Here is a 25,857-nt window from a genome sequence, read left to right as displayed (position 1 = left end):
TTGCGAATTGGACAATACCTCGCTGCCAATAAGCCCTTAGTCATTTTGGATAGAGCAAGTATTAATGGAGATTCTAATAAGATATCGAAGTTTTGAAAAAGGGTGAAATCATGATATTTATCTATAATGATTATGCCGGCACACATAGTACAGCACTTGCGGCAGCATATCATTTAAACAAATTACCTACTGATCGAACATTAACAAAAGCAGAAATACTAAATGTTGATTTTTTTAATAAATTAACTAACCGCGATATGGGCAGAATCATTTTTCATGGGGTAGATGAAGAGGATAATTCTGTCTATACCCTGGGCCGAAAGAATGATAAGCTTGTCGTCCCAGCACTAAAAAACTTAGGTGAAATATTGCAGGATGTATATCAGGGAGATGAAAAAATTATTTTTTCCAACACTTCCCATACCGTACCATTTGCGATGACAATGGGAGGGCTATTTTCCAGGCGACTAAAAATAGATCGTATCGGTGTCCCATTATTAGTCTTAGGAGCAAAGCAATGCTATCCTAATATTATTCAATTGGTAAATTACACGAAACAAGCAGGACATTTAGCAAAAACTAAGACTGTTATTTTAGAAAATAAGAGTTTTAGCTAATGAGCTATCCCAACCTAAAACTGGTATATATAGGAAAAGTTATCCACAACTTTGTGGATACTGTGAATAAAAATTCTGATTATTTAAACAACTATTGAAAAGCACAAAGAGTTATCCACTTCCTTTTTACGTAATTATTGGATAAGTTTGTGGGTAATGTGGATAAGTTAGACTATTCCCTATTATCAGATATTTATAGATGTGGATAAGCATATTCCCTATATATTAGCTCTTACAAGAAACACTTCCCCCACTAGAAAATTTATTAGTACTATATTAAAACAGCAACGAAGCACATAAATACCTATAATTTGATCAAGCTAAAATAAAAAGAAAGGAGATTGAAGAACGATGAATACATGTGATTTTTCACCGATGAAACAAAGCATTGAAGCAGATATTAAGGGAATTATTAAGCAACTCGAGAAATCATTGAGCTTACTTCAAAAGGAAAGTAATTGTATATTGGGGAGCTTTGAGGAGATTAAAAATCGATTTGTTCAAGTACAATCAAGTGCAGCTGGCTTTTATATGAATTGTTATTTATCTGAATACACAGCAAAGTATGAAGATATTTCAAGAAGTATTCAACAACTTTCCTTGATTCGTCACGGGGCTCTTATTGTTATTGAACGATCAATCGCTGTAGATCGTTTCATCCAAAAAGGAACGATGATTCGTGCTGAACTGACACCACAATTATTAGCTACCATCTTTTATCCTGGAAATCCGTTACATGATGGGGCTGTCCTTATTCGCGGTAATGAAATTTTCTCAGCTGCCAACATCCTTCCTTTAACAAAACAACAGGTTGGAGATAAGAAAATGGGTACAAGACATCGTGCCGCTTTAGGATTGTCCGAACAATGTGATGCAGTAATTCTTGTTGTATCTGAAGAAACAGGGAAAATTTCCTTCGCTCTCGATGGTGAGTTTTACCCGCTAAGTACAAGCATCATCTAATATAAGGCCTTATTCTATTTTTCCTTCTTCTTTTAGGACAGATTCCAATGCCTCTACGACATTGATATCATAATGGGTTCCGGTTAACCCTTTAATTTCTTCCATTGCAAATTGGGCAGAGAAAGCTTTACGATATGCGCGATCCTCTGTCATCGCATCAAACGTATCGGCAACACCAATAATTTTAGCTGGCAAAAGGATTTCATCTTCCTTAAGAGCGTTTGGATAGCCTGAGCCATTTAACCGTTCGTGATGCTGCTCAATGATATCGGCTAAATACTTATAACTTGTCTCACTGACTATGTCAGCACCATCTTTGGAATGCTTCTTAATAATATCAAATTCTTCCTTCGTCAGCTTGCCAGGTTTCTGTAAAATTTCAAGCGGGATATTGATCTTTCCTATGTCATGAAGTTCAGCAGCTAAATATAAATCTTTCATTTGATCTTTAGAAAAATTCAATTTACTAGCAATTTTCACAGAGTAATTTGCTACTCTTATTCCATGATTATATGTATATTTGTCTTTAGATTCCACATTTAAGACAAGTTTTCTTAAGTTTTCAATGTCTTCACTTATGTGATGAAATGTAGGCTCAGTTATAATCCATAAATAACTCACATCTGTTTTAGCTTCAAATAAAATAGGCTTTTTAATATTTTTTGCTGAAAAATAATCATTCTTTTTTAGATTCGTTTTTCTTCCATTCTCTACATACTCTATTTGCCCTGACAAAATGTAGATAAATTCAAATACTTTTGGATTATCACTTGGATAAAGATAAAATACGCGATCTTTAAAAACGGTTTGTAACATAACTTCAACATTACTATTACTCTCTAAAAGACTAATAATCGTGGAATTATTCGTCACTTGTCCGATATATGAGCCCTCTTTCATTAATCTAAGACCTTCCACAATTGTTCATCCTTTCAAAAACAAAAATAGAGGGTGTCCCCATAAGAGTCTAACCTCGCACTCTAAATCAGTATGTTGTGTTTCGTATACTGTCTTTAGTTGTTGCGGGGTCTAACCCTTTACTTTTGGGACACCCACTTGTTTAATTTTACTCCACTACGAAGGATAAACTCAAGACAAATTTATGATCCAACCACTTGAATCGGATCAATCCATGCCCACTTATGAGCGAAATTTACATATTTCCAAACACATTCTGCTTTGACGCCTAATTCAGCGGCTTTTGCAATTCCTTCAGCAGATAGTTCTCTAGTCAGCACGTCGACATCATGGATAATTAAATTCAATGATTCGTTGTATGTAAGCGTGAGCTCTGCAAACTCTGATGATTGTTCACTAAGTACTGCCTCAAGACTAGTAACTTCAGCTGTTAATGTAGCTACTTGCTCTGAAAGACTAGCAATCTCACTTTCTTCCGTTGCAAATTTCAGTGCCTTTTCAAGATTTATTAATTCACTTCTTAATGCAATAATCGCTTCTGTACCTTCTATTGATTGTATATCAGCGAAATATGCGTCTTGAAGTACTCCAGCAGAATTTTGCGCTTGGACAATTTCCGCATCGATTACCGCGTTCGTTTCATCAATGATACGCAATGCCTTTTCTACATTTTCATTATCTGTTTCTGCTGCAAAAACACTGGTTCCGACAGTTAATGATAATAAGAATAGCAATACGCTTACACTTCTTTTTAACATTTTTGTTCCCCCTGTTGAAATTTTTCATGACGAGCTTAACAATTGCTCTCGACATTTATTAGTATTAATTCCCATTATATCTGGTATTTGGACATTTTTCTACATTTTTGTAGTAAAAGGAGGGGAACTATGATTATTTTTGAATGCTAGCGAAAATCAATAGATGAAGATAAGCCCCAGATCACTTACCTACTCACCTAGAACTCATTTTAATTACTGGATCATTGAAAAAGGATCGTATCAAGTAGACGGAAATCCACTTGATACGATCCTTTTTTCATTTGACTCTGTTTTCCTTAACGTTTGGTTTTTCGATATTTTTTGGTATTTCCAGCATATCAATCACAAAGATAAAGATTGGGATCCCAATGATCAATCCCCAAGCACCAAGGAAATGTTCAGATAAAAGCAATACGGCTAGAGTGAAAAATGTAGGTAAGTTTGTCTTGACTGACATGAACTTAGGATTAAGAACATAAGCTTCAATTGCATGAATTACAGCAATCATCACTAGAACCGCGATAACCTTTGAAAGGTCCCCAATGCTATAGGCGATCATGCAAAGAGGAATTAAGGAAATAATTACACCTGCTACCGGGATTAAACCAAGAAAGAATATCATAATTCCTAGCCCCAGTAACTGCGGAAAACCTAGAATCCATAAAAACAAAACAGACAGAACGGAATTCGTTATCGCAATCAAAAATTGTACTTCAATAACTTTTCCAAACGAATTCGTAAATTTTTTCCCAAAGTGTTCAAGATTTACGAAAAACTCGCCGAACTTCCCATACTTAAATTTTGAAGTGAAGCGGATTATTTTATCTTTTTCAAGCAATATAAATAAGCTTAAAATGATGGAGATAAGTACTTGAATGGCGAGTGAACCTATTCCAGATAAATAACCGTATAGGGCATTGAATTGCTTCGGAATATCAAAAGACGAGTCAGGACTATTAATGATATCTTTTATATAGCGAATCACTTGGTTATCTGGTGGGTGCTGATAAAAATGAAAAATTTGGCTAATTAATTCGGAAATTTGCATTGATATGACAGGCAGATATTTGTAAAGCACATAGGCGAGCGCAAGTACAAATAATGTGTATAATACGGCTAGAATCAGCTTAGGGTTTATTCTTACGTATTTATTTGCATAGGCTGACAAAAGGTTTTGAAGACGCCCCATAAGAAAAGTAAAGATAAACGTAAATAAGACGAGATTTACCATACTTCCCATACTATAGAGCACAATAATCAATATTAATAATGTTAAGAACCTGGTAAAACCTTTACTTTTTAAAAAATTCATTACTTCATTCACTTATCTATCTCCTTATCTCTACGGTGCTTACTAGTTTTTCCATTTTCATATTTTTTACACATTTTATGGATTTAGAACTGTATGTAGTACAATTCGATTATATGTTAAAAGCTGATTTCCGTTTTACTTGTTTAGCAGCAGGCTTGTATTTTCGCATCGGCCCGCGTTTAAGTATTTCCTGCAAATATAAGTCACCGTAAGGATTCTGTTTTTTGATAAGTTCTAGTAAATATGTAATGTCATCCATTGCTCTATGAGATTGAAAGTCCGAAATAGAGTGATGTTTCAATAATGTCAATAACTTACTGTTATACATGCCATAATCTTTCCAGGCGACACCTCTCATTGTGCAGTACCACTTCAGTTCATTAACATCCGGATACATTCGAACTAAAAAACTGCGATCAAACGATGCATTATGGGCAAAAACTGCATTTGCATGATTAAAGTATGTCTTAATCTTTACATCATAAAAACTTTTTCCACGGACCAGCTCGAACGGGATTCCGTGGACTTCATAAGCATAATCGTAGTTCCGCCTTGCACTCGTAGACATGGGCTCCCTAAGGAAGGTGTCTTCATCAATCACTTCCAAGACTTCCCCTGTTAACTCATTAAAAGAAAACAGCTTCATGGCAAGCTCAATCATTTCATCTTCATTTGGACTTAACCCAGTCGTCTCGACATCTAGAACCAAACCTACCTTTTTTTGAATGCTCAAACTAGACCCCCCTCGTATTTAATCTTCGTCCTTAATATCCAAATCCTCATGGATCGGTTCACTCAAATATTCCTCATACTGTTTTTTGTATGTCTCAAGCTGTTCGAAATGAGTCTTGAACTGATCCTTATATATTAAATATTGCTGACCGTCATGTACGGTTCGAATTTTATTTTGCGAAATCAAACTTTCAATATAAGATTCAGGCATTGATAAATATTCAGCTGTCTCTTTAATCGTTAAATACATGGCCTTCACCTCTTAATTTTCTATATTACTACTATACTAAAAATTATAGAGTAGGACTAAATATTTTGAACAAAAACTTTCTGGAAAATCGAAAACTCGCTATCTTTTATAGGTCATTTTATGCCCTCTCTTAGTTTAAGCAGACAAATGTAACTATTATTCTTTTTCAAAATAAGCATTGGCGTTCACCTCTGTTTTATTTTTCACCCTTCATGTAAACTTGCAAGTAGCTGCTTCAGCTCTTCGTTTGTTAGCTCACGATAGTCCCCGCGCTCTAATCCAGTTAATGTAAGATTCATAATTCGTATCCGTTCAAGCTTCGTTACTTTATATCCAAGCGCCTTGGACATTCTCCGTATTTGCCGGTTAAGTCCTTGTGTAAGAATGATTTTAAACTCATAATCATTCATTCGTGTTACTTCACATGGCTTCGTCTTAACGCCTAGAATTTCGACACCACTAGCCATTTTTTTAATAAAATCGTTTGTAATGATCCGATTAACTCTGACCAAGTATTCCTTCTCATGGGCATGTTCCGAGCGCATCATCTTATTCACGATACCGCCATCATTCGTTAAGAGAATCAAGCCTTCTGATGCCTTATCCAATCTTCCTACTGCAAAAATCCTTATCGGATAGTTGACGTATTCAATAATATTACCTGCTACATCGGGTGCAGCAGTACAAGTAATACCGATTGGTTTATTCAGCAAAAGATAGACCGGATCTTCTTTTTGCGGTATAGCCTTTCCATCAATCAACACGATATCACCTGGAGCTACCGTATCTCCTGGCTCACAAACTACATCGTTAATCGTAATTCTCTTTGCAGCAATTAATCGATCCGTTTCCCGTCTTGAACAGAAACCCGTTTCACTTATATATTTATTAATTCTCATTTCAGAGTAAATTCCCCCTAATCAGGACCTTTTTAACATATATCAGCCGTTTCTGAACATATATCGGCCGATTTTTTATTATATCAGGCATTTCACATAAATATCAGCCGTTTTACTATTATATCAGCCATTCTCATTGTTCAAATGATAAACCCTTCCTTTATTTAATCCTGAAAATGGTACACTCATTGAAATCAGCAGTTTGCGTGCAATTGAATCAGAAGATAGATTTAGATAAACACGACATTGACTATTTTTAATTGAGGAACCGATGAGGAGATTGTAATCTTGGAGTGCCTGTATATGCGCGTCCTTCTCTTTCGTTAAACATAATGGACAATACCAACTACCCTTTTTCCGTTCCATTATTGAATATGAGCATGTAGAACAGAAAACACCTGTAAGAACATCGGAGATCGGTACCGAGTAATTTCCCAATACATCCATTACAAGTGGCGTATCTTTTTTCATAAAAGATCGGGCAAGTTTTTTCATCTCTTTCCATTCGGCTTTTTCTTCATGATATATCCGTTCCAGATCGGCCCATTTATTCAGTAGATTAGCTGCATGGATGATTTGATCTTTAATCCGGTAATTGTGAGATGACGTTTTAATGATAGTAGCTGGATTGCTGATGATGATATACGATTTAATTGGCAAAACAGACATATGTTCTATCAGCCTGTTGGTCAACTGTTTTTCCTGACGCTGGATTTGTAGGAATGGATCTGGAAATGCGGTTTCCTTTTCATTATATGTTCGAATCATTTGTTGAAAATTTTCATCAAAATACAAGGTACCTGATATATTTTTAATTTCAAGTAAAAGGATAAAGTGATACTTCAATCAGTGGTTTTTTTTCATCCCCCACTGATTGTTAGTCCCGTTCTACTGTCGCTAAGATCTTCGCTTTCGCTTCGATCAATCGACAGTATAAACCCGATTGGTTCAACTAAACCGCTGAAGATCACAGCGGTAAGTTTCACTGTATCTCACCAATCGGGGTTTTACTGCCCGTTAATGCGGGATAAATGATTGCGTGAGAATAATGGTATCAAGTTGGAAATAGTGGGTGCTAGCCTTCAAGCGGAGGTCATGTAATATGAGGGATAGTTTATTCGAAACTTCTGTTAAATGGTAATCAACAGCCTTTTCGCCACGATAACCTGCCAGTCGTTTCGCCAAATCCTTTTCTACTAGCGGTCTTTTCGGATGATTTTCTGGCAATCTTCTTACTAAAGCATCTAATTTTTGCACAATCAGCGGTAGTTGTCTTTTTTTTAAAATCAATTCAACACGTCTATCTACATCAAATATTTGTTTTCCTGCTTTTTGAAATAATTCCCCAATTTCATTTCCTTTTAAAAAAGCGAAACTTCAATTAATCGGAATGAAGATGTCCCCCACTGATTGAAGTTTCACTTTGTTTATCTTACCTGTTTCACCAAATTTATTAAACTATCTTTATACGGAGGATAAGCAATTCCTTTTTCGGTAACAATCCCAGTAATCAGTTCATGGTCGGTTACATCAAAGGCTGGATTGTATGCTTTCACATTTTCAGGTGCCATTGGCTTTTCATACCATGACTTTGTTATTTCATCTGGATTTCGAAGCTCGATCGGGATGTCATCTCCCGTGTCACACTCGATATCAACTGTAGAGAGCGGGGCGCATACATAAAACGGAATCTGATAATGCTTAGCTAAAATCGCCAAGCCAGATGTACCTATTTTATTAGCTGTATCACCGTTAGCAGCTACTCGATCACAGCCTACTAACACAGCCTGAACTTTTCCTTCCTTCATAACAATTGAAGCCATATTATCACAAATTAAAGTTACATCTACTCCCGCTTCTTGCAATTCCCATGCAGTTAATCGAGCACCTTGCAGGAGGGGTCTTGTTTCATCTGCAAAAACTTTGAACTCATACCCCTGTTCCTTTCCTAAATAAATAGGTGCCAGCGCCGTACCATATTTGGCGGTCGCTATTGTTCCTGCATTGCAGTGGGTTAGAATTCCAAATCCGGGTTTTAATAGAGAAAGAGCATGCTCGCCAATCGAACGACACACAAGCTCATCTTCCATTCGAATCTTTTCCGCTTCTTCCTTAAGTGCGTTTTTTATTTCCGTTATACTTTTTTCTGTTTCTTTTAGCAAACGTTCTTCCATTCGATTCAGTGCCCAAAATAAATTAACTGCTGTCGGACGGGAAGAAGCTAAATATTGTTTGTTTTTTTGAAAATCATCATATAACCCTGTAAATGTAACTGCCTTAGATTTTTTTGTTTCTAAATAAATTCCATATGCAGCGGCAATTCCTATTGCTGGTGCTCCCCGTACTTTTAAATGATAAATGGCATCCCAAATTTCTTTAATGGTGGAAAGATGTAAAAAAACTTTTTTAATTGGCAAGAGAGTTTGGTCTAAAAGAATCAGCTCATCTTCTTCATTGAGCTGCACCGATTGTATCGTTTCTACTGGTGATGTCATCGTTGTTGTTTGCCTCCTTAACTTTTTGAACACTTTCTAGCAAGACCTTAACGAAGTCTTCACCTGTTTTGATTTGGGACCGCTCGAGAATAAAGGTCTTTCCTACTGTTAAGCAAATTTTTTCTGCTTGAACACGGTCGTTCGAATTCGATATGGATGTAATATCTTTAACATGAGCAATCCCAATAATTCTTCTGCATAGCTCAAGACCAGTAACGGCTGCTGCATCATTCATAATGGAATTTACATATGTCTCTTTAAAGCCTGGTACCATCGCTGTTTTTTCTGCTACTTTTTCATCCCACAACTGTAAAAACTTTTCTTGAAACAATCGAATAACATCCTCAATTGTTTGTTCCAAATAACCCAAATATTCTTCTCGTTTCGATTCATCTACGATTGTGAAACTAGCATTCACATAAGCAAAAATTAGATTAGCCACTACATTGCCGACATCATAGCCAGCTGGACCATAAAAGGCAAATTCAGGATCAATAATCTTCGTGGAATTTTCCTTGATAAAAATAGATCCGGTATGGAGATCACCATGAAGCAATGACTGGGTATTCGTCATAAACTCGAACTTCAACTTGGCCGTTTCTAGTCCTAGTTGTTTATCATTCCATATATGATCTCGAATAAATTCTTTTGTCCCTTCAAATACATCATTTTGCTCACAATCGTAGAATGGTTCTGTATAGACTAAATCCTCAGTTATTTCACACAACTCTGGATTAATAAATTTCTTCACTAATTCTTTCTTTTCCTTATGTCCCATTACAACATCCGATGTTAGCAATAATGTATTAGCTAAAAATGTACTTATATGCTCCGCAAATAACGGGAATTTTTTATAACTCAAAAGTGCTGTTCGCATAATTTCATGATCCGATAAGTCCTCCATTACACAGCAATTCATAATAGGATCATACGAATAGAAAATGGGAACAAAACCTGGAGCCAGTTCGTCATGAAGTTTCAATAGTTCACTTTCAATCCGATTGCGGTCAGGAGAAACTTTAAAACTATCAGAAATACGGGCTACCGGTCCCGCTTGTTTAATAATAATAGATCTACCACTCTTTGGCTCAACTACTCTAAACACATAATTTAAGTTCCCATCGCCAATTTCACGACATTCAAGCTCGGCATTATGTGCAAAGAAATCCAGATTACTTTGCACATAATCTACGACATCTTGTTCATTCATCGTAAAATAGCTAGTCGTAAAGTCCTTCATATAAACCCCCTCCTAAACAGCCACACTCAATGAAAAATTATTTGAAACTAGTAATATGACTACTTTAAATATTATGATAATTTAACGTGCAGCTTCTTCCTCGTAAACAGGCACCCAACCTTCTGCTGTGACAAAAACTCGTATGGCAACTACTCTGCGATCGTCATCTAACGTGAAGTAATGACGAACCCCGACAGGAACAGAAATGAGGTCTCCAGGATGTAAGTGAACCTCAAAAAACGGGCCATTTTTTCCTTGAATAATAAAAACGCCATGCCCACTCACGATAAATCGTACTTCATCATCTGTATGGTGATGCTCACGCTGGAAATTCTTTAATAACTCGTCAAGATTTGGCGTATGCTCTGCAAGTGAAATAACGTCCCAAGCCTTGTAGCCTCTTCTGTTTGCGATATCCGTAATTTCAGGTTGGAAAACTGTTAATATCTCTTGTTTTTCTTCATCACTTAACACATACTTCTCTTGTAAGTGAACTGGTAATTTTGAAATATCCCATGATTCATAAATCACGCCTTGTTCTTGCAAAAATGCAATTACTTCCTCTTGGTTATCAATTACTTCATTAGTTCCTTGAATAACAATCGTTGTCATCATATTTCCTCCTAAAAATTTATTAGATAAATCGAACTTATTAGACTTTTTAAGTCAAGTGTCTTGCTCCATAAAGTCCGGCTTTTGCCTGAAGTAATGTGAGCTGATACTGAAATAAAAACTCACAGGCTTCGAGAATTTTTTTAGCTTCAAAGCCATCTTTCCCCCATGCAGTGATTCCGTGATTACGAATCAACACGGCTCCTTTATTTTCATTCGCAAAGGAAGCAAAGGTTGCTGCTAATCTAGGAATATCCGCATAGTTCCGGATGATTGGAATGATTAACTCTGCATTCTCATCCCACCGGTCAAATGCCTTTATTAGCTCCTGACCTTGAAAAACCACTTTCCCCACGTCGCCATACAATTCAGAAATCACATTGTTCGCTACTGTATGAACATGGAGACTGCAGCCGGCATCCGTTCTTTTGTATATTTCACAATGCAGCAGCGTCTCAAAAGAAGGCTTCACATTCGTGCTTCCGACAGGATTTCCATCACCATCCACAAGCAGAAAGTCTTCATTTGTTTTTTTTCGTTTATCTTTCCCGCTTGCCGTGACAAGAAATTGCAATGGATCATTTTGTACTTTAATCGCTAAATTACCGCTCGTGCCCATAAACCAATCTCTCTCGGCCAATTCAGCTTTTATCTCCATAAGCTCATGATGACGAGTAAGTAACACACTCATTTTCCAACCCCCTTCGTTTGACTACTTATTTGTAATTTCTCTAAAATGTCTATGCAATCATAAAACGTATCAAAAGGTTGAAATGGAATCGAAAACTCTCCGCATTTTTCAGCTAAATAATCTCTTGCTATGACAGTATGAGAAATTTTCGCAGCTTCCAAATCTGTTACAGAATCGCCAATGACTATTGCATGCGTCTTGGCATTCGATAGTTGTCGGATTATCGCAGGTTTGCAACAGCCGCAATTTTGATTCGTACATGTCTGATCACAAGGATGTGGCCATTGTATTTGAATCGTTTCACCTAAGAAATCAGCCTGATTACAAAACACCCCGGCAATAGAGTCAAACGGGGCGAGAATTGGTCTAACAAAAAAATCCATCCCTCCACTTACGATATAAAGGGGGATCTGTTGCTTTTTCGTATATTGAACAAATTCACTAAACCCTTCGCGAATCTCACTATTTTCTAAAACAAACTTAGTAATCTCCTGTTTTAGTGAAGTTGGAAGGAGACGAAACATGTTGCCTACCCCTTCTTGGATACTGACCGAACGAGATAAAACATGATCCTTCCACATCTCCCATTCTGGTGGAGCAAATTGCTTCATTATACTAACAATATTGTCTTTCTTTGTTACCGTACCATCAAAGTCACAAAAAATGATTGGATTATTCACTTCGCAACCACATCCTTCCAGCCCCATAGCCGGACTGCCTCCTGAAGTTCAAATGCAGCAGTTTCTTCTGAAAACGCATCCCCAGAAAGCACCAATTCAATTGCTTGATGAAACGCCTTACCACCACCCTGCGCTCCTTGTGGATGTCCATGAACGCCTCCACCTGCATTAATGACACAATCCTTTCCGAAATCTTGGATCAATAAAGGTACGAGACCTGGGTGAATCCCAGCTGATGGTACAGGAAATACCGATTTAATCTGTGTTTTCTTTATTAGCTCCTCTTTTATCGCTATCACCTTATCTCTGTCCAAAGCTACACTGCCGTATGGTGAAGGAAACAAGGAAAAGTCCGCTCCTGCCAATCTTTCCAATTTCCCTAACAGTAAGGCATGAGAAAGCCCATATTTTTCTGATGAAGTGAACGCACCGCTAACGGCAGGGTGAGCCATAATTGGAAGAGCAATTTCCTCATCTTCTCGTAAACTTTGTAAGACATCAAGACCATAAGCAAAAACGTTAAATAACAAAACATCCGCTCCTAAATCTCTTGCTTTTCTAGCTCGATCCCTTAATTCGAACGTTCTTCCTGTTAAATTCACGGCATATAACGTTCTATGACCAGTTTCTTCATACACTTGATCAAGTACTTTCTTTCCTTCTGTTACTCTTTTTTCAAGAGGAGTGAGAGGGTTTTCAAAGAGGATTTCATCGTCCTTCACTAGGTCAACACCACCCAATGCCTGTTCTCGTAATTGGTTGAGCAGATAATCTAAATCCCTCCCAATCACTCCCTTGAAAATACTCATAATTAAAGGACGATCAAAGACTTGAAGCTTTTCGCGAATGCCTGCAATTCCAAAACGAGGTCCTGGAAAATGGCTTAAAAGGTCTTGATCAAACTTTAAATCTACTAATTTAATTTCTCCATCTAGAGATAATTTTCCGAAAGTTGTCGTCAGGATAGCAGGAATATCTTTTGAAAAATTAGCCGCTGGAAAAGCAATGTGAAGTTCGCCAACGTTTTTTCCAGATACCTTCTCTTCATCCACTTCTTTGACCGTGACAACTCGACCTTTATGATTTTTTAATTGTTCTTGTTCGAGCAGCGGCAGGTTCGTCCAAGAACCAACCGTTAGACCAAGCGCTATTTCTTCGGCTTTTTTTTCCAAGCTTGATGAATCAGATATTATGCTGTACACAGCTGTTACTTCGCTCATTTTCGCCACTTCTTCCTTTTAAAAAATATAAAAAACCCCTTCAATAAGAAGAGGTTTCCGAATAAAAAACAACTTCTTATCTATCAGCATTTCTGCTGCAAGAATTAGCACCGTGCTTAAAAATAAGTCGGTTGCCGGGTATCATCGGGCTTGTCCCTCCACCTGCTCTTGATAAGATTTTGTATATAAAAAATTTAAGTTTAATGTAATTTCGTATAAATTATGCCATTTTGCATGATTACTGTCAATGTATTTTAAATTATTTTTATATTTTGATTACTAGTTAAAGTGAAACTTCAATCAGGCTTTACGGACAGTAGCCCCCCACACACATTAGCTTCTTCGATTCCTCTAAGCCTTGAGATAGGGGCTTTGACTTCCGTTAATGCGGGATAAAATTAGTTAAATACCTGCTTACAGGATTTTAGTAAATGAATTCCCACTGCCTTATTTATCCGTCTATTACCTTACTAATAAACTTATGCTGAGATATGTGTATGAACACTTTTTTGATTTTCCCACTTATGCAGCAATTTGAAAATTGGCGGCATCACGAGACAAACTACGATAATTCGGAGCACCTGCACAGCCACTACAAATGTGGAATCAGCATCTAGTACGACTGCTGTTGTCGCCATCTCCGCAACGCCACCCGGTGCGAACGCAAGGGCTGTGGTCATAAACGCCATTCCTGTGATTTCTGAAACAAAATAAGCACACGCAAACATCGCTACGATTAACATGATCGTACTGATGAAGGCAACAACTAATGTTTGTTTTAAACCAATAAACATTTCTTTGCGAAAACGGGAGCCAATCGATACGGCAATTAAAATCTGCGATACGACCATGATACTATGTGGCCAGAAGGCAATCATATCGTGTCCAGTAGTGGTAGATGTGATGGATTGAACAACGGCGACTCCAACCATGCTTCCAAGGAGCCAAGGAGCCGGAAATTTCAAATATTTACCTACATGATATCCCCCATAGGCAACGACAGCAAGCACCAGACTCCATAATAAGTGATGGATTTCAAAAACAGCGCCTGGCGATTGTACGATAACCGGTGCCGTCGGAATTACCACCAATAAGGACACGACAATCGGAATAATTAAAATAACAAGAAAAACACGCATCGTTTGGATAATACTAACGACCGCTGTGTTGGCACCGACTTCCTCAGCCATTCCTGGCATAGCCGATAGTCCACCCGGTGCCGTACCGAAAAAACTAGTCAGCATATTAGTTTCGCTAAATTTCCAAAGTGCCAAACCTGAAAGTAATGAAAACATAATTGAAAGCAGTAGCATGACTATAATAACAATCCAATGTTGCTGAAAGACTGTAAGAACAGATAGATTAATTTTTTGACCTAGTTCAATACCTAAAATACACTGCCCTATATTTAGCCAGTATTTCGGTAGACCTTTCGTCCCTAGAAAATTTGGTGATACGAAAGAAATGAGTGCAGCGAAGAGTAATGTTCCAAGCATCCATCCGATCGACAGACCTGTCAACGAAAGTAAAAAACCACCTGCGCTACTTAGAACAATAAACATCCATATATTTTTATTCAATTTTACATCGTCCTTCTTTCCGCTCTCTATATGAATAATTATAATGAATGGACAGTTATAAATAAAATATAATTTTGATATGACTAACCATAAGTAAAGATTATATTAGCTCCGTAATTGTTTCGAACTTGCCAAAGCACTATTATCTTGAAGCACTCTCCAGTTTGAACAAGTACCAATAAAGTGGAACTTCAATCAATGGGGGTTTTTCTTCATCCTCCACTGATTGTAGTCCCGTTCTAGTGTCGCTAAAACCTCCACACAGTGTGGGTAAAGCGACACTACAAACCCGATTGGGCTTTTACGGGCATCCCCCACCTACGCTTTTTCAATTCCTCTAAGCCTTGAGGGGGAAGTCTTGACTTTCCGTTAAAGCAAGAGAAAGCATTTCGCAATAGACAAAAAGACGTGTATATACAGAAAACTTGCTTTCTGTAAGATACACGTTAGGCACATCTGAAAAATTTAATAGTATGAAAAGTGTAAGCTACTGCACAAAAACGTCTAAAAGTCCCCTTTTATATCTTTCGCGAGTTTAAAAAGGGATGATTCCTAATACAATAGCTACAATAATCATGACAGCTGTTGAACCACATGCCCACTTCAAGAAGGAACGCTGTAATGCTCCAAAATCTTCTCCAACCATCCCGACCAATAGATAGGTAGAAGGAACAAGAGGACTTAATAAATGAACAGGCAATCCTAAAAGAGAAGCTCTTCCAATCAAAGCTGGGTCGATTCCATAAGCAGCTCCAGCCTTAGCTAGTAATGGAAGTACTCCGTAGTAAAAGGCATCATTGGACATGAAGAACGTAAACGGCGCACTAATAACTGCCGTGATTACAGCAAAGTGCGAACCCATAACATCTGGAATATGCTGAATCATCGAATTTGCCATAGCATCCACCATTTCCGTTCCTGCAAGAATTCCAGTGAAAATTCCAGCGGCAAAAATCATCGAAACAACAGATAAAGCATTATCAGCATAATTTGCTACACGTTCTTTTTGGTCACTCAATTTCGGATAATTTATCGTTATGGCTATGGCAAAACCAATCATGAACAAAACGGCTGATGGCAGTAATTCCATGATTAGTGCTACTAATAAGGTAATCGTTAAAGCATAGTTAAATACAATTAATTTAGGGCGTTTTACATACAATTCCTCAGTTGTAGCCGCTTGTTGAGCTACTCCCTGATAGTCAAACTCTATGACACCAATTCTTTTTCTTTCTTTTTTCCCGAGACAATAAGCCATGAACAAAACGAATAGAACACCGCCAATCATAGAAGGAATAACAGGTGTGAATACGTCTGACATTTCAAGGTTCAATGCGGTCATCACCCTTGCTGTCGGCCCTCCCCAAGGTAGTAGATTCATAACGCCTGAAGCGGAAACAGCAATCCCTGCTAAGAGAAGTGGTCTCATGCCAATCCTTTTATAAAGGGGAAGCATTGCAGAAATTGTAATCATATATGTGGTCGTTCCATCTCCATCCAGTGAAATTAGCAGAGCCAAAATAGCTGTCCCTATGGCAATTTTTACAGGATCTCCTTTTACCAACTTAAGAATTGTCTTAATTATTGGGTCAAAAACTCCAGCATCAATCAAAACACCAAAGAATAAAATCGCAAATAATATCATGATTCCCGTTGGAGCAACACTTTTGATTCCCTCTAACGCCATTGGACCCATCTCACTCCCGAAACCACCTATGAGTGCAAATACAATTGGCACGACAATGAGAGCAATCATAGCTGAAAGTCTCCCTGTCATTATTAAAATCATAAATACAATTATCATCATATATCCAAGTAAAGCGAGCATATTTATCACTCCTAATCTTATATATAGATAAATTGTACTCTATGCTCTCTTCGTTGTAAGCGTTTGCAAATTAAAGTGTTTTAAAATAATTGTGAAAATTTTGTTCATTTTGTTCACGATTGGTTTTTGGCTATCCGTGAATACTTAAGGATTCGTTCTTTTACACAAAACGAATCCAGCGTTAAACAGCACACTTTACCATGAAGGATATATCATGAAGCACGCTACACTCGCCTAATTACAATGATGACGGTGCGGAATGGGAATTTTGGATGTTTTCTCGATAAAATCAGTATACCTGATAAAGTGAAACTTCAATCAGTGGGGGAGTATTTCTTCCGCCAGAGAAAGACCGAACTCTATCAATATTATTCAGCCCTTCTTAGAAACAAGATGGGATTTCCTCTAAATTTTACAATATCTTCGTTCTGGTCGCCCTACAACTCCGTATACCACTTCAGCTTTACATTCCCTGACAGATATCAAATATTCCAAATATCGCCTTGCGGTTGTCCTCGAAGCACCAATTTGAACACTCACTTGTTCCGCCGACATACCCGTGTCACTCATTTCAAGAACAGTTCTCACTTTCGATAATGTGATTTCATCGACTCCTTTAGGTAATATAACCCCTTTCCTTTCCTTGGTTGGGGATTTTTTTTGAAAAATAAGATCTACAAAATCTTGGTCTAAATCACGCTTAGTTTGCAAAAGCTGGGACTTATTAAGATATTCTTCAATCGTTTGATAAAAACGCTCCATTTTTACTGGTTTGATCAAATAGTACTCCACACCATAGCGAAGCGCATGTTCAAGTATTTCTTTATCGATTGCTGCCGTAATCATGATAATATCCACTTGCGGGAATTTTTGACGAATGATTGGTAGCAAATCGGAACCAAGTTTGTCTGGCAAATACACATCTAGGAGGAGCAAGTCAGGTTTTTTTTGCTCCAAAATTCGTATCATCTGTTTGGCATTTAGTGCTTTTCCTATTACATCGATTTCTGCAAATTTATTCAGAAACTTCTCATGAATATCTGCTACGCGAAAATCATCTTCTACAATAACCGCTCTTATTTTCCCCATACTTCTCCTCCTCTTTTTTCTTTAGGCAGATAAACGGTGAATACCGTGTTTTCTGCCTCGCTATGTACTTCGATTATGCCTCCAAGTTCCTTTACTGCACTATCAGCGTTGTATAGTCCGTATCCTCTTGGTTTTTCACTCGTCTTCGAAGTGAAACCGCGTTCAAAAAGCACGACCATTTCTTCTTCCGTGATTCCTTTACCATTGTCGCTTACTTCAAAGATGATATCTTCTCCTATATCAGTCGCGAATAACTTTACAATCGGTTCCTCTATGTCATAAACCGCCTCAAAGGCATTATCTATTAAATTGCCAAGTACGAGTGTTATCTGGAACAATTTGATATGATCCGGAAGTTTGTCGATGTAGCTTAGCGAATCTATTTCAAATCTAACTTTTTTTTCAGATGCTTTACCTAATTTCCCTAACAAGATTGCCTGGACCTTTGTATCCATTATTTGTTCGAATACAATCTGATTGAGAAATTGAAGCTCGGAACTTTCACTTTGAATCATGTTTATCGCTTCGTCATATTCGCCCAGTTGGATTAATCCGGATAGTACATATAATTTGTTCGTATATTCATGTGTTTGTGCTCTTAGATCTTCTGAATACATTTTTACTTCTGATATTGTGTTCACCATTTGCTCGATTTCCGTTTTATCACGAAATGAAGCAACTACACCACTTACTCCATCATCATCAAAAATCGGGGTGATGCTCACAATAATCGTTTGATGTTTCCAAGTCATTTCACGATCGATTTGCGGCTCGCCTGATTTAAGAACATCATATAATTGACTTGAAGGAAATAATCCATCTACCTTCAACCGGCGAACAGTTCCTTTAACGTTCAACAGTTTTTTTGCTGGTTTATTCATGGAATTAATCATGCCGTTTTTATCAACGGAGAGAATTCCTTCTTTCACAGAATGAAGCACGGCATTTTTTTCTTTATATAAATTAACGATTTCATATGGCTCTAATCCCATCGTATCTTTACGTATACTTCGTGCAAGCAAATAGCTGCCTATTATTGATATAACAAGAGCTAGGAAAGAAACAAACAACTCTTTGGACACATTTCTTACGATTTGTTCTTTAACATCCTCTACTAAATATCCTACCGAAACAACACCAATTATGTTTCCTTGCTTATCGAATATCGGCGATTTCCCTCTCATCGAAAGACCAAGGGAACCACGTGCTTCCGAAATATAATATTCACCATTTTGAATCGCCCGCTCGTTATCTCCACCTATCATCCGCTTTCCAATTTCTGATGGCAATGGGTGGGAATAACGAATACCATCCTTATTCCCTACTACAATAAATTCAGCACCCGTTTCATTCTTGATTTTTTCGATGATAGGTTGGATTTCCTCAGATGGATTTTCTAATTCAAATGCCTCGATAATAGATGGCATAAATGAAATGACTTTAGATATCTCTAAAGCAATAAGACCTCTATCCTCTGCCATTTGCTTACCTTCCATATAGGTAAAGTAAGACGTTAATAAGATAATCAGAAATAAGCTTAATGTAAGTACTAACCCATGAATCTTTGTTTGTAGTGATACCCTTCTCATATTCAACAGCATCCTCAATTTTCGTTCACTTTTTCTTTAAGTTTATCGGAATATGAAAATTTTATCATCTCAAATTACTAAATAACATTATGAATAATGTTATTCGTTTATAGTTTTTTTGATATGAATACGAATATATCCAAAAAGCCACATCATAATTTAAACAAAAAAAGATCAGGCAACTTCCGACGTAATAGAAGCTACCTGACTTTGTATACACATATTATACTTTCTTAAAATAGGATTTTAGATAAGTAAACAACAATCGCAACAGTAATGCTACTAAAAATGGTTGTCACAAGAACGGCCTGAGAAGCATATTCAGGGTAATTATCGTATTCTAGCGCCAACATCGCGCTATTTCTTGATGTAGGAAATGAGCTTGCTATGAATAATGCCTGTGCGGACGTATCCGATATACCAAGTAAGAAGATGATCAGCAGAGCGACAATGGGAGAAATCAATAACCTGCCTATCACGATCAAAACAAGCGGCATAGAAATGTGGGCAACTTTTATATAAGCAACTTGGGCACCAAGTGTCACTAGTGCAACCGCCAAAAAAGCAGCAGATGTATTCTCAATCGGTTTCCATAGGAAAGACGGGATATCCACATGAAACAAGCGAAGTAAAAAAGCAAGAATGAGCGCATGAATGACCGGAAGCTGTATAATCTTTCGAAAAACTGTTAAACCACTGCTTTCTGCGGAAACAGAATTATAGAACCCATATGTATAAGTAAGTAAACTTTGAAAAATAGAAACAATAATCTGAATAGACATGCCGACTGGATTCGTAGCAAATACAAGTTCACTCACTGGAAGTCCATAATTTCCTGAATTGCTCAATACCATGCTGTTTTTAAAGGTCGCTGACAGCTTTCGCTCAAATTTGCATACTTTGGCAATCAAGATACTAATTAAGATAAGCAAGAAATTGAACAGCACCAAAAATACTATCGTATGACCTACTAATTTGCCTGACATTTCACTTTGATAAATATTGGTAAAGCAAACTGCTGGTAATAAGAAGTTCATTGTAATTTTCGAAAGAGTAGATAAATCAAGTTGAACGAATCGTTGCAGTAGTGCACCTACTCCAATCAATAAAAATAACGGAATAATAATATTAAGCACTATCTGATAGAAAATGGCCAATTGAAAACCTTCTTTCAAAGAAAAGCGAAAACACTTTGTAAGCTAAATTCAGCTTTATCCCCAAAGGGGCTCTAACCCCTTCTTATTCTTCATCATTAATGACCACATTTCGTCCCATCCACTTAAGGATCAATGGAATAAGAATCCACAATACTCCAATTACTAAAAAGAACAGCGAAATTGGTCTTGTAACAAAAATCGAAAAATCTCCGTTTGAAGAAGTTAGCGCCCTGCGCATATTATTCTCAATCATCGGTCCTAGGACAAGGGCAAGTACCAATGGGGCGACCGGATAATCTTGTTTTGCAAAGAGATAGCCAAACACTCCACAGCCAACTAATAGCAGTAAATCAAACGTATTCATTTGAACAGCATATACACCGAAAATAGAAATGGCAATAATAATCGGCAGCAAATATTTAGCAGGTGTTTCAATAACCTTTGCAAAGACTTTAACGAGTGGCATATTTAAGATTAAAAGCATGACGTTGCCGATAAACATACTAGCAATGAGCCCCCATGCCACTTCAGGATGGTCATCAAACAAAAGCGGACCCGGCTGTACATTGTACATAATTAAAGCACCCATCAAAATAGCTGTTGTGCCGGAGCCTGGAATCCCCATTGTCAATAAAGGAATCATTGCTCCCCCTGATGCAGCATTATTGGCGGATTCTGGGGCAGCTACTCCCTCAATTGCACCTTTTCCGAATTTTCCTGGATTTTTACTTATCTTCTTTTCAGCAATATAAGAAAAGAAAGAAGCTAGTGTTGCTCCAGCACCTGGAAGAACCCCTATAAAAAAACCGAGAAGCGATCCACGAATAATTGGTTTCGTACTATCTTTCATATCTTGTTTTGTAGGTAAAATCCTACCTACTTTAGCTATTTTTCCATCACCATCATCTTTTTCCAATATACTCCTAAACACTTCACCTAAAGCAAACAATCCTACAGCAACAGTTAAAAATTCAAGCCCTGAATATAAGTAAATATTTCCATACGTAAAACGGGATACTCCTGACACATTATCTATCCCAATCGTTGCGAGCAGTAACCCTAAGACTGTCATGATAAGAGCCTTCGTAATTGATTTCCCTGCCAGTCCACTCACTGCACAAAGACCAAGTAACATTAGAGAGAAATACTCGGGCGGGCCAAACGATAGAGCCAGTGCTGACAACGGTTTTGCCAATAAAACCAGCCCTAATAATGAAACAATCCCTGCAACAAATGACCCGATAGCAGCAATCGATAAGGCAGCTCCTGCCCTGCCTTGCTTGGCCATTTGATAACCATCAAGCGCTGTCACAACCGAGGAGGATTCCCCTGGTGTATTTAATAAGATTGATGTAGTCGATCCGCCATACATCGCTCCGTAATAAACACCTGCAAGCAAGATAATCGAGCTCGCTGCTGCATTTTGCGCATCAAGGCCTGATGTTAAAGTAGCTGTTATCGGGATTAATAGCGCCACCCCACTCATCGGCCCAATGCCCGGAAGTACACCTACTGCCGTCCCGATTAAGACCCCGAAAAAAGCAAAAAGCAAATTTCGCCATTGCATCGCAACACCAAATCCATCTGAAAGAAATTGTAAAGTTTCCATTTATCCACCTCCTAAGTCAATTACATGGGGAATCCAGGCAAAGATCCTTGCAACACTTCGACAAACACATAATAAACACCGAAAGACAAAGCAGCAGCAATAATTATCGATTTCAACCAGCCACCACGTTCCATCACTTGAAAACTTGTTAATAAGAATGCAAATGTAGTAATTACATAGCCTAACGTCTCAAGAAGGAGCACATATAGCACCGTTGCAATAAAGATCACCAAGAAGCCCTTGTAATCTGGTTTGCTCTCCTTTTTTCCTGGCTTATTGTATTTCAATGTTTCATACAACAGTCGAATACTTAAAAGGATCAAAACAATGCCAAGACCGATAGGAAAAATATCGGGCCCAACATTACTGCCATAGCTACTGGCAGAAATCCTTCTGCTCTCCATTATGAAAAAAACGCCAATTAATAGAAATACGATACCTGCATAACGATCAAACGTTTTATTCAATTCATCTACCTCCATATTTTTTTCGCAAACCGCATTACTGAAACCGCTTTCTTAAAAATTAACAGAGTTCTATTTTTTTTAGAAGATTTAAATTCATAACCAAAATACTTTTTATTTTTTTACATTATTTTCATATTTCTCACATGTGTTTGTAAAAATTATGAAAAAAAGATAGATTAATTATCTTTATTTATTTAATATTTATAAACTGTTCACATCTATATAGACATGGTACGATCCATTAATGAAAGCGTTATCATTAATAAAGGGGGAAAAGTAATGAATTCTACATTCAGCTTCAAAAAGTGGGGAATGGTTTTTGCAACTGGTGCTTTAGCTCTTAGTCTTACGGCTTGCGGAGGTACAAATTCAGCTTCAAATTCAGGTGATGTAAGTAAGAAATCTTCTGCTTATCCAGAAAAGCCGCTTGTTATCAATGCGCCATCTGGTGCTGGAGGTGGGCTTGATACAACAGCACGTGCTTTATCAAAAGTATTAAGTGACACAAAGTTAATGGAAAAGTCGATGACCGTTGAGAACAAGCCAGGTGGTGGGCAAGCAGTAGGTATTGCTGATTTTATCAGCCAGGATCCTAAAGATCCATATCGTTTGCTCCTCCCTTCTGTGCCATTAATTATTAACAACTTAAAAAAGGAAGGAAACAGTCAACATTCTTTTCGAGACATTACACCTTTGGCGCAATTAACAAAAGATTATGGAGCCATTGTGGTACCTGCTAATTCTAAATATCAAGATTTGAAATCTTTATTTGCAGATTTAAAGAAAGATCCTAGCAAACTTACATTGGCCGGTGGTTCAGCTCCCGGTTCACAGGACCATCTAGTCGCAATGCTACCTGCAGTAAAAGCTGGTGTGGATGCTACAAAAATAAAATTCATTTCCTATGATGGCGGCGGCGAAGCCATGACGGCCTTGATTGGAGGAAATGCTGACGTTCTTGCCACCGATATTTCTGGTACTGGAGAATATCTAAAAGCTGGAAAGGTACGTGTACTTGGTCTATCTTCTCCTGAAAGATTAAAAGGCATATATGCAGACATCCCAACCTACAAAGAAGAAGGTATTGATGCAGAATTCACCATCTGGCGCGGACTTTTTGGACCAAAGGAAATGCCGGAATACGCAGTAGATTACTGGAATAAAACATTAGCCGAGATGGTTCAAACACCTGAGTGGAATAAAGTTCTTGAAACAAATGGCTGGGAAGATGGCTATAAAAACTCTGAAGACTTCCAAACATTTTTAGAAGAGCAAGAAAAGCTGGTACAAGAAATATTAGAATCATTGAATATGCAAAAATAACCTGTCATAGATATCACTAGGTTATTACTGTTATGAAAAGAGAAGATTATCTTCTCTTTTCTTTGGTAAATGAGGGGTGCTTCGCAAAATCAGCTCCGCACCGCCACTTTCATAAAATGGTAAAGTTTGAGATCCTGAGCCTTTTTCATCGTTGAATTGGGAACATACGCTCATCGATATTTTATATCTACTTTTAGAGGGGGAAGTGTTAAATGAAAGAACAAGCTAATTCCATCAAACAGAAAGTACAAGAACAATTCAGTAAGCATGCAGAAAAATATGTAACAAGTAGTACGCATGCGAAAGGTTCCGATCTTAGTCTCATCCCTGAATGGCTGGAACTCCAGCCAGAATACATCGCACTCGATATTGCTACAGGGGGTGGACATGTCGTTAAAGCAATCGCTCCACATGTTTCCTTTTGTTTTGCAACAGATTTAACGTATCAAATGCTTGAAACAGCGAAGCGACATTTAGATCCACTACACTCAAACATTTTATATGTAATAGCCGATGCAGAGTCTCTGCCGTTTTTAGAAAATACATTTGATGCTGTCACTTGTCGGATTGCACCACACCATTTCCCTCATCCCGAGAAATTTGTCAAAGAAGTAGCACGCGTATTAAAACCAGGCGGTAAATTTTTACTCATTGACAATATTGCTCCTGAAGAAAAACAATTGGATCTATTTGTAAATCGTCTGGAAAAGCTGCGTGATGAAAGTCATGTGCGAAGCTACTCTATAAACGAATGGAAAATATGGTTTAAGGAAGCCGGGTTAACGGTAATAAAAGCTGAGAACCGCAAAAAAATATTTACTTATCCAGAATGGGTTAAGCGCACAACAACATCTCAAGAACAGATCAGCAAAGTCGATACACTTCTACTATTCGCCAGTGAAGACATCAGAAATTATTTCTCGATTCAATCATCTGGTGATATGATTCATTCACTAACAATTGATGAATGGATGGCCATTTCGGAAAAAAAATAAGCATCTAGCGATTCTAAACAAACCGATTGTCAGCAGATGTCTTCAGTCGCTGTCAGCCGGTTTGTTTAATAACCTTTTACTTCGTTATCGCCTTTTATTTACCACCTTTGTTACCTCTAGTTCCTTCTATTCCGATATCTGCGCTCAGGTCGACCGATTGTTCCGTACCTGATTTCTACTTCTATTTCATTGTTAGATACTAAGTATTCCAAGTATCGCCTAACAGTTGAATGACTTGCTCCAATCGTGCCTGCTAGTTCTTCCGCATTCTTGCTACCATTCGTTTCCTTCATTTGCCCTCTAACTTTCATTAACGTATGCTTATCTATCCCTTTTGGCAAGCTGCCTTTCTCTGCGGGAACTGGTTCTTCAACTGTTTTCATTCTGAAAAGGCTGTTCACATCTTTTTGTTCCACAGTTGTTAAATTAAATAATTTTGCTCTTGTCTCCTTATACTGCTCGAGTGTTTCAAGGAACTTATCTATCATAATTGGTTTCATTAAATAACTAAATGCACCACCTCTAATAGCTTCCCTTACTGTATCAACATCATTGGCAGCAGTTATCATGATTATATCGACACTTTTTAACTTCGTTCTAATTTTCCACAACAAATCTGTACCTTTCATATCTGGTAGAAACACATCGAGTAAGATCAGATCAGGGACGAATACATTAAACATCTCTAGTGCCTGCTTTCCTGTACTGGTAGATGCTACTACTTGAAACCCCTCTACCTTTTGAGTAAATTTTTCATAAATTTTTGTTGCTGTTTCATCATCTTCAATGATCATCACTTGAATGGATTGATTTGCCATTGTGATCCCCCCTTT

At 37.6% G+C, this 25,857-nt stretch carries 26 protein-coding genes and 1 riboswitch; of the genes, 4 read left to right on the top strand and 22 right to left on the bottom strand.

From position 1 onward, the window contains the following. Positions 1–110 precede the first annotated feature (110 nt). Both V179_RS0103390 and cdaS read left to right on the top strand, forming a co-directional pair. A complete protein-coding gene (locus V179_RS0103390; RefSeq protein ID WP_028390284.1) occupies positions 111–617 on the top strand; it encodes a DUF3189 family protein in 507 nt (168 codons plus the stop codon). Positions 618–968: 351 nt separating this feature from the next. Continuing rightward, entirely contained in the window at positions 969–1,580 is a 612-nt protein-coding gene (gene cdaS / locus V179_RS0103385) for a sporulation-specific diadenylate cyclase CdaS (protein ID WP_028390283.1), read from the top strand. A gap of 9 nt (positions 1,581–1,589) precedes the next feature. On the opposite strand, the gene V179_RS0103380 is transcribed toward cdaS, so the two are convergent. The 21 genes from V179_RS0103380 to V179_RS0103280 form a co-directional block, all read right to left on the bottom strand. Beyond that, positions 1,590–2,498: an HD domain-containing phosphohydrolase gene (locus V179_RS0103380; RefSeq protein ID WP_028390282.1), complete on the bottom strand. Its 909-nt coding sequence runs from the start codon at positions 2,496–2,498 to the stop codon at positions 1,590–1,592. A 182-nt stretch (positions 2,499–2,680) separates the two neighbouring features. Next, positions 2,681–3,256 carry a hypothetical protein gene (locus V179_RS0103375; RefSeq protein WP_028390281.1) on the bottom strand — a complete coding sequence of 192 codons (576 nt, stop codon included), beginning with the start codon at positions 3,254–3,256 and terminating at the stop codon, positions 2,681–2,683. Positions 3,257–3,533: 277 nt separating this feature from the next. Next, a complete protein-coding gene (locus V179_RS0103370; RefSeq protein WP_034300435.1) occupies positions 3,534–4,568 on the bottom strand; it encodes an AI-2E family transporter in 1,035 nt (344 codons plus the stop codon). A 109-nt stretch (positions 4,569–4,677) separates the two neighbouring features. Further along, complete coding sequence (locus tag V179_RS0103365) at positions 4,678–5,301, bottom strand: exonuclease domain-containing protein (RefSeq protein WP_028390279.1); 624 nt, start codon at positions 5,299–5,301, stop codon at positions 4,678–4,680. A gap of 18 nt (positions 5,302–5,319) precedes the next feature. Further along, positions 5,320–5,550: an excisionase family DNA-binding protein gene (locus tag V179_RS0103360; protein ID WP_028390278.1), complete on the bottom strand. Its 231-nt coding sequence runs from the start codon at positions 5,548–5,550 to the stop codon at positions 5,320–5,322. A gap of 203 nt (positions 5,551–5,753) precedes the next feature. Further along, positions 5,754–6,449 carry a pseudouridine synthase gene (locus tag V179_RS0103355; RefSeq protein ID WP_028390277.1) on the bottom strand — a complete coding sequence of 232 codons (696 nt, stop codon included), beginning with the start codon at positions 6,447–6,449 and terminating at the stop codon, positions 5,754–5,756. Between the two features lie 123 nt (positions 6,450–6,572). Continuing rightward, the gene (locus V179_RS0103350; RefSeq protein ID WP_028390276.1) at positions 6,573–7,295 is read right to left on the bottom strand and encodes an NERD domain-containing protein; all 723 of its coding nucleotides are present in this window, start codon (positions 7,293–7,295) and stop codon (positions 6,573–6,575) included. A 171-nt stretch (positions 7,296–7,466) separates the two neighbouring features. After that, on the bottom strand, positions 7,467–7,739 hold the full coding sequence (locus V179_RS0103345) for a nuclease-related domain-containing protein (protein ID WP_028390275.1): 273 nt from the start codon (positions 7,737–7,739) through the stop codon (positions 7,467–7,469). Positions 7,740–7,876: 137 nt separating this feature from the next. Next, positions 7,877–8,944, bottom strand: a complete 1,068-nt coding sequence (mtnA, locus tag V179_RS0103340) for an S-methyl-5-thioribose-1-phosphate isomerase (protein WP_028390274.1) — start codon at positions 8,942–8,944, stop codon at positions 7,877–7,879. Continuing rightward, entirely contained in the window at positions 8,901–10,184 is a 1,284-nt protein-coding gene (gene mtnK, locus V179_RS26960) for an S-methyl-5-thioribose kinase (protein ID WP_051404808.1), read from the bottom strand. The genes mtnA and mtnK overlap by 44 nt, the downstream gene beginning before the upstream one ends. An 81-nt stretch (positions 10,185–10,265) precedes the next feature. Next, a complete protein-coding gene (locus V179_RS0103330; RefSeq protein ID WP_028390273.1) occupies positions 10,266–10,796 on the bottom strand; it encodes a 1,2-dihydroxy-3-keto-5-methylthiopentene dioxygenase in 531 nt (176 codons plus the stop codon). Between the two features lie 49 nt (positions 10,797–10,845). Next, positions 10,846–11,487, bottom strand: coding sequence for a methylthioribulose 1-phosphate dehydratase (locus V179_RS0103325; protein ID WP_028390272.1), 642 nt, complete (start codon positions 11,485–11,487; stop codon positions 10,846–10,848). Beyond that, positions 11,484–12,194 carry a 2-hydroxy-3-keto-5-methylthiopentenyl-1-phosphate phosphatase gene (locus V179_RS0103320; protein WP_200868653.1) on the bottom strand — a complete coding sequence of 237 codons (711 nt, stop codon included), beginning with the start codon at positions 12,192–12,194 and terminating at the stop codon, positions 11,484–11,486. The genes V179_RS0103325 and V179_RS0103320 overlap by 4 nt, the downstream gene beginning before the upstream one ends. Continuing rightward, complete coding sequence (locus V179_RS0103315) at positions 12,164–13,387, bottom strand: 2,3-diketo-5-methylthiopentyl-1-phosphate enolase (RefSeq protein WP_028390270.1); 1,224 nt, start codon at positions 13,385–13,387, stop codon at positions 12,164–12,166. The genes V179_RS0103320 and V179_RS0103315 overlap by 31 nt, the downstream gene beginning before the upstream one ends. A 73-nt stretch (positions 13,388–13,460) precedes the next feature. Next, positions 13,461–13,565, bottom strand: a riboswitch (SAM riboswitch). Between the two features lie 301 nt (positions 13,566–13,866). Continuing rightward, entirely contained in the window at positions 13,867–14,949 is a 1,083-nt protein-coding gene (locus V179_RS0103310) for an AbrB family transcriptional regulator (protein ID WP_034300428.1), read from the bottom strand. Between the two features lie 553 nt (positions 14,950–15,502). Continuing rightward, positions 15,503–16,795, bottom strand: coding sequence for a CitMHS family transporter (locus V179_RS0103305; protein ID WP_028390268.1), 1,293 nt, complete (start codon positions 16,793–16,795; stop codon positions 15,503–15,505). A 405-nt stretch (positions 16,796–17,200) separates the two neighbouring features. Continuing rightward, positions 17,201–17,884, bottom strand: a complete 684-nt coding sequence (locus V179_RS0103300; protein ID WP_028390267.1) for a response regulator — start codon at positions 17,882–17,884, stop codon at positions 17,201–17,203. Next, positions 17,872–19,473: an ATP-binding protein gene (locus V179_RS0103295; protein ID WP_028390266.1), complete on the bottom strand. Its 1,602-nt coding sequence runs from the start codon at positions 19,471–19,473 to the stop codon at positions 17,872–17,874. The genes V179_RS0103300 and V179_RS0103295 overlap by 13 nt, the downstream gene beginning before the upstream one ends. A gap of 233 nt (positions 19,474–19,706) precedes the next feature. Further along, the gene (locus V179_RS0103290) at positions 19,707–20,630 is read right to left on the bottom strand and encodes an AEC family transporter (protein ID WP_028390265.1); all 924 of its coding nucleotides are present in this window, start codon (positions 20,628–20,630) and stop codon (positions 19,707–19,709) included. An 82-nt stretch (positions 20,631–20,712) separates the two neighbouring features. After that, positions 20,713–22,239, bottom strand: coding sequence for a tripartite tricarboxylate transporter permease (locus V179_RS0103285; protein ID WP_028390264.1), 1,527 nt, complete (start codon positions 22,237–22,239; stop codon positions 20,713–20,715). Between the two features lie 20 nt (positions 22,240–22,259). Further along, positions 22,260–22,706: a tripartite tricarboxylate transporter TctB family protein gene (locus V179_RS0103280; RefSeq protein ID WP_028390263.1), complete on the bottom strand. Its 447-nt coding sequence runs from the start codon at positions 22,704–22,706 to the stop codon at positions 22,260–22,262. Positions 22,707–22,985: 279 nt separating this feature from the next. Here V179_RS0103280 and V179_RS0103275 point away from each other — a divergent pair, with 279 nt between their 5' ends. Next, positions 22,986–24,029 (top strand): Bug family tripartite tricarboxylate transporter substrate binding protein, encoded by a 1,044-nt coding sequence (locus tag V179_RS0103275; protein WP_028390262.1) that lies wholly within the window; start codon positions 22,986–22,988, stop codon positions 24,027–24,029. Between the two features lie 212 nt (positions 24,030–24,241). Beyond that, entirely contained in the window at positions 24,242–25,024 is a 783-nt protein-coding gene (locus V179_RS0103270; protein WP_028390261.1) for a class I SAM-dependent methyltransferase, read from the top strand. Between the two features lie 116 nt (positions 25,025–25,140). On the opposite strand, the gene V179_RS0103265 is transcribed toward V179_RS0103270, so the two are convergent. After that, complete coding sequence (locus tag V179_RS0103265) at positions 25,141–25,842, bottom strand: response regulator (RefSeq protein ID WP_028390260.1); 702 nt, start codon at positions 25,840–25,842, stop codon at positions 25,141–25,143. Positions 25,843–25,857 lie beyond the last annotated feature (15 nt).

This window comes from Bacillus cihuensis, assembly GCF_000504145.1.
Lineage (GTDB): Bacteria > Bacillota > Bacilli > Bacillales > DSM-1321 > Peribacillus > Peribacillus huizhouensis.
This window is presented reverse-complemented; position numbering and strand designations above follow the sequence as displayed.